Source organism: Thalassotalea sp. G20_0 (assembly GCF_017744175.1).
Classification (GTDB): domain Bacteria; phylum Pseudomonadota; class Gammaproteobacteria; order Pseudomonadales; family Endozoicomonadaceae; genus Endozoicomonas.
Genome location: NZ_JAGHQV010000099.1, coordinates 1 through 5,501, shown reverse-complemented (window position 1 = coordinate 5,501; position 5,501 = coordinate 1). Strand labels below are relative to the sequence as shown.

Below are 5,501 nucleotides of genomic sequence, written 5' to 3'. Positions count from 1 at the left end.
CACCCGGCGATTGGAACCACAAAGCACACAAAGAGCACAAAGGAAAAGAAAAGCTCTTCTTAGTGCTCTTTGTGTGCTTTGTGGTTCCAATTCAAATCTCTAAACCCGTATCAATCCCCATGTTTGCGGGGCTTTTAAGCTTAAGTCAGTGCCATTGGGTTATACAGTTATAACGTACACAATTTTATGGATACAGGAAGTATAGAGATACAAATTTATTGTCGTTTAAGTAGGCCTGAACTTTAACAGGCCAGCATTGGTTACCGGATTCATGGCTCCTATGGATGGGCGTGGCCGGGTTCATCAGGAAAGGCTTCATCAAACCCGCGTTTTTTAGCGGGTTGCAGTTTAGAGAGTTCTTCCAGTTTTTTTATGGCCCGGGTATTCCCCAATTCAGCCGCCTTCTGGTACCAGCCCGGCGCTTTGCCGGGGTCTGCCGGAAAGCCCGCGCCACCATACTCAAGCAGCAGGCCCAGGTGGTGCATGGCGACAGCATTACCCAGCCCGGCCGCCTTGAGCAACAGGCGTTTTCCCTTGTGTGGATTTGCCGGGAAGTCTTTGCCACCGCACAGATACAGGAGACCCAAATTGTGCATGGCCGGAGAAGACCTCCGCCTGTGCGCCTGCAGATACCAGTGCTCCGCTTTGCGCAGATCTATCCTGAAGCCCACGCCACCATGGTGATACAGGTTGGCAAGGGCGAGCATGGCTGGAACACTCCCCAGCCCGGCCGCCTTGAACAACAGGAACGTTCCCTGGTCCGGATCTGCCTCAAAGCCTTCGGCACCAAACTGATACAGGTAACCCAGATTGTTCATGGCCGTAACAATCCCCCTCCCAGCCGCCTCCCGGTACCAGTACTCCGCTTTACGCAGATCTACCCCAAAGCCCTCGCCACCATGATGATACAGGTGAGCCAGGTGGCACATGGCTGAAGCATCCCCCAGCTCGGCCGCCCTAAGTAACCAGCACTCCGCTTTGCGCAGATCGACCGGAACGCCCTCGCCACCAAACCGGTACAAACGCCCCAGTTGTCTCAGACCGACCGGGTCGGCCCCTCCCCGGTCGGCCAGTAGCAGGGCAACATCGAGGTGCTTATTGGTAGCGGCCAGGGCCAGTGGTGTTTTACCCGGGCTCTGGCCTGCATCCACGTCCGCACCCATGTTCAGCAGAACCCGGATGATCCCAATATCGCCTTGTATTGCCGCATTGGTCATCTGCTGCTGCCAGCCCCCGGGCAAGGTCCGGTTTTCCAACACCATATCCTCAATGGCCCTTCGCCCGTAAGGGCACGTCAGATGATCCTTTCTCCAGCGATCAAGGCATTTAAAGTGAAATTTATGCCCGCAGGGCCTGGCTGTGGCGACGTACCTGCCCGCAAACTTGGGATTTTCAGGTCGGTAGAGATCATCGTGGCAGATCGGGCAGTTTGGGGGCTCGGTGGGTACAACAACGGCTGCACTGGAGGGGACGCTGTTCATGCCAGGTAACTCCCTTACGTTTTTGGGATTGTTACTCTGACTGTGTTGATCTCAAAAATATCCCGTATCAGGTTCTGGAAATATCAAAAAACAGCTTTATGGATTTCATGAATTCCAGAACAGGTCAAAATATCCGAAAAGAAGGCAGTTATACGGTTATAACGTACACAATTTTATGGATGCAGGAGGTATAGAGATACAGATTCATTCAGGAAAGGCTTCATCAAACCCGCGTTTTTTAGCTGGTTGTGGTTTAGAGACTTTTTCCAGTTTTTTGCTGGCCAGGTCATTCCCCAACTCAGCCGCCTTGAGCAACCAGGCCTTCGCCTGGTCCAGATCTACCGGGAAGTCCGCCCCACCATGCTCATACAGATGACTCAGGTGGAACATGGCCCAAGCGTTACCCAGGTCAGCCGCCTTGAGCAACCAGAACTTCGCCTGCTGCAGATCCACCTGAAAGTGTTTGCGACCATACAGATATAACCAGCCCAGGTTGCTCATGGCTGAAACATATCCCAGCTCAGCGGCCTTGAGGAAAAAATGTTTTGCTTTGTGCGGATCTGCCTCAAAGCCCACGTCACCAAGCACATAACGGTTGCCGAGAGTGTTCATGGCTGGCGCATTTCCTAGCTCAGCCGCCTTGAGCAACAGGCGTTTTCCCTTGTACCGGTCTGCCGGAAAGTTCTTGCCACCACCCAGATACAGGTTACCCAGTTTACTCATGGCCAGAGGAGACCCCAGCTCAATGGCTTTCAGGTACAAGCGCTCCGCTTCATGCAGATCTAACCCAAAGTCCTGGTTAGCATAGTTATGAAGGTAGCCTAGATGGTTCATGGCTGAAGCTATAATGTTTGGCTCTTCCCCCAGCTCAACCACCTTGAGCAACCAGATTTTCGCCTGGTGCAGATCTGCCGGAAAGCTCTTGCCACCATGCAGATACAGGTAACCCAGGTTAAGCATGGCTTTGACATCTCCCAGCTCAACCGCCTTGAGCCACCAGGCTTTCGCCTGGTGCAGATCTTTCTCAAAGCCATTGTTACCCTTGAAATACTGCCAGCCCAGACTGGTCATGGCTCCAACATCCCCCATTCCAGCCGCCTTGAACAACAGGAACTTTCCCTGATCCTGATGATCTGCCGGTAAGCCCTCGCCGCCATCCAGATACAGTATGGCCAGGTTAGTCATGGCGCAGGCATCCCCCAATCCAGCCGCCTCACGGTACCAGTGCTCCGCTTTGCGCAGATCTACCGCGAAGTCCTTGCCACCATTATGATACAGGCAGCCCAGGTTATTCATGGCTATAATATCCCCCAGCTCAGCCGCCTTAAGGTACCAGCTCTCGGCCTTGTGCAGATCGGCCGGAAAGCCCTCGCCACCATTTGCAAAGACGATGCCCAGTCTGCTCATGGCTGCAATATCCCCCAGCTCAGCCGCCTTAAGGTACCAGCTCTCGGCTTTGTGCAGATCTACCGGAAAGCCCTTGCCACCATGCTGATACAGGTGGCCCAGCTGCCACATGGCTGCAATATCCCCCAACTCAGCCGCCTTGAGGTACCAGTGCTCCGCTTTGTGCAGATCTATCGGAATGCCCTCATCACCATCCTCGAAAAGACCCCCCAGGTTGCTCAGACCGATCGGGTCGGATCCGCCCCTTCTGGCCAGCAGCAGGGCTGCATCGAGGTGCTTATTGGCAGCGGCCCAGGCCAGGGGGGTTTTTCCTGAAGTCCGGCCCGCATCCACCTTTGCCCCCCGTTGCAGCAGGGTCTGGATGATCTTGATATCACCCTCCTTTGCGGCGTTGACCATCTGACGCCGCCAGCCCCGGGGCAGGGGCAGGTTTTTCACCACCATATTTTTAATGACTTCCCGCCCGTAAGGGCAGGTCAGATGGTCTTTTGTCCAGCGGGAAAGGCACTTAAAGTGAAACTTATGCCCGCAGGGCCTGGCAATAGCGACACGCCTGCCCACAAACTTCCGATTTTTGGGTGAGTAGAGGCCATCATGGCAGATCGGGCAGGTTGGGGGCTCGGTGGGTACAACAACGGCTGCACTGGAGGGAATGCTGTTCATGCCAGGTAACTCCCTTACTTTTTGGGATTGCTACTCTGACTGTGTTGATCTCTAAAATATCCCGTACCAGGTTCTGAAAATATCAAAAAAACAGCTTTGTAGATTTCCTTAATTCCAGATCAAAGCAAAATATCGGAAAAGAAGGCGGTTATACAGTTATAACGCACACAATTTTATGGATGCAGGAGGTATAGAGATATAAATTCATTGTCGTTTAAGTCGATCTGAACTTTAACAGGCCAGAATTGGTTACCGGATTCATGGCTCCTTTGATGATCCCGGGATAACCCGGAAATAACTCTGGACAGTCTCCCGGGGGACGCAAAATATTGTCACCTGCCATGGGCATTTGGCGGATCTATCGGGAAGTCTGCTCTACCATCGTTTTATACCCGTTACTGTCTGCTGCCGTGGATTCGCCCACTGTGTGGGCGCGGCCGGGTTCATCAGGAAAGGCTTCATCAAGCCCGCGTTTTTTAGCGGGTTGCGGTTTAGAGACTTTTTTCAGTTTTTTGATGGCCAGGTCTCTCCTCAACTGAGCCGCCTTGAGCAACAGGCGTTTTCCCTTGTACCTATGTTCCGGAAATTTTTCGCCACCACGCAGATACAGGTGACCCAGGCTACTCATGGCCAGATGAGACCCCAGCTCAATGGCTTTCAGGTACCAGCGCTCCGCTTCACGCAGATCTATCTTAAAGCCCTCGCCACCATACTGATATAGGCGACCCAGGTTGTACATGGCTAAAACATACCCCAGCCCAGCCGCCTTCAGGTACCATCGCTCCGCTTCATGCAGAGCTACCTCAAAGCCCGCGCCACCAAAATGATATAGGCGACCCAGCATGTACATGGCTGAAGCTATAAGGGCTGGATCTTTCCCCTGCTCAACCGCCTTGAGCAACCAGGTTTTCGCCTGATGCAGGTCTTCCGGAAAGTTCTCGCCACCATGCAGATACAGGCGTCCCAGGTGATGCATGGCTAGAACATATCTCAGCTCAATCGCCTTGAGCCACCAGGATTTCGCCTGGTGCAGATCTTTCTCAAAGCCATTGTTACCCTTAAAACAGAGCCAGCCCAGATTGGACATGGCTCCGGGATCCCCAAGCCCAGCGGCCCTGAACAACAGGGACTTTCCCTGATCCTGATCTGCCGGTAAGCCCTCGCCGCCATCCAGATACAGTAGGGCCAGGTTACTCATGGCGCAGACATCCCCCAATCCAACCGCCTTCAGGTACCAGTGCTCCGATTTGCGCAGATCTACCGCGAAGTCCTTGCCACCACCATGATACAGGTAGGCCAGGTTATTCATGGCTGTAGTATCCCCCAGCTCAGCCGCCTTAAGGTACCAGCTCTCGGCTTTGTGCGGATCGGCTGGAAAGCCCTCGCCACCATTTGCATACACGATGCCCAGGCTGCACATGGCTGCAATATCCCCCAGCTCAGCTGCCTTAAGGTACCAGCTCTCGGCTTTGTGCAGATCTTTCGAAAAGCCCTCGCCACCAAACTGATACAGGTAGCCCAGATGCCACATGGCTGCAATATCCCCCAGCTCAGCCGCCTTGAGATACCAGTGCTCCGCTTTGCTTGGATCTACCACAATGCCCTCACCACCATCCTTGAAAAGATTCCCCAGGTTGCTCAGACCGATCGGGTCGGATCCGCCCCTTCTGGCCAGCAGCAGGGCCGCATCGAGGTGCTTATTGGCAACGGCCAGGGCCAGGGGGGTTATGCCCGCAGTTCGGCCCGCATCCACCTTCGCTCCCCGTTGCAGCAGGGCCTGGAGGATCTTGATATCACCCTCCTCTGCCGCGTTGACCATCTGGTTCTTCCAGTCCCGGGGCAGGGGCAGGTTTTTCACCACCATATTTTTAATGACTTCCCGCTCGTAAGGGCAGGTCACGTGGTCTTTTGTCCAACGGGAAAGGCACTTAAAGTGAAACTTATGCCCGC

At 54.1% G+C, this 5,501-nt stretch carries 3 protein-coding genes; all 3 read right to left on the bottom strand.

What is annotated here, in order from left to right:
* Window positions 1-278 precede the first annotated feature (278 nt).
* Window positions 279-1,481, bottom strand: a complete 1,203-nt coding sequence (locus J7438_RS24405; protein ID WP_209278658.1) for an RING finger domain-containing protein — start codon at window positions 1,479-1,481, stop codon at window positions 279-281.
* 204 nt (window positions 1,482-1,685) lie between these two features.
* The gene (locus J7438_RS24400) at window positions 1,686-3,551 is read right to left on the bottom strand and encodes an RING finger domain-containing protein (protein ID WP_209278657.1); all 1,866 of its coding nucleotides are present in this window, start codon (window positions 3,549-3,551) and stop codon (window positions 1,686-1,688) included.
* A 358-nt stretch (window positions 3,552-3,909) separates the two neighbouring features.
* On the bottom strand, window positions 3,910-5,501 hold a 1,592-nt coding region (locus tag J7438_RS24395; protein WP_209278656.1), incomplete at its 5' end, for an SEL1-like repeat protein.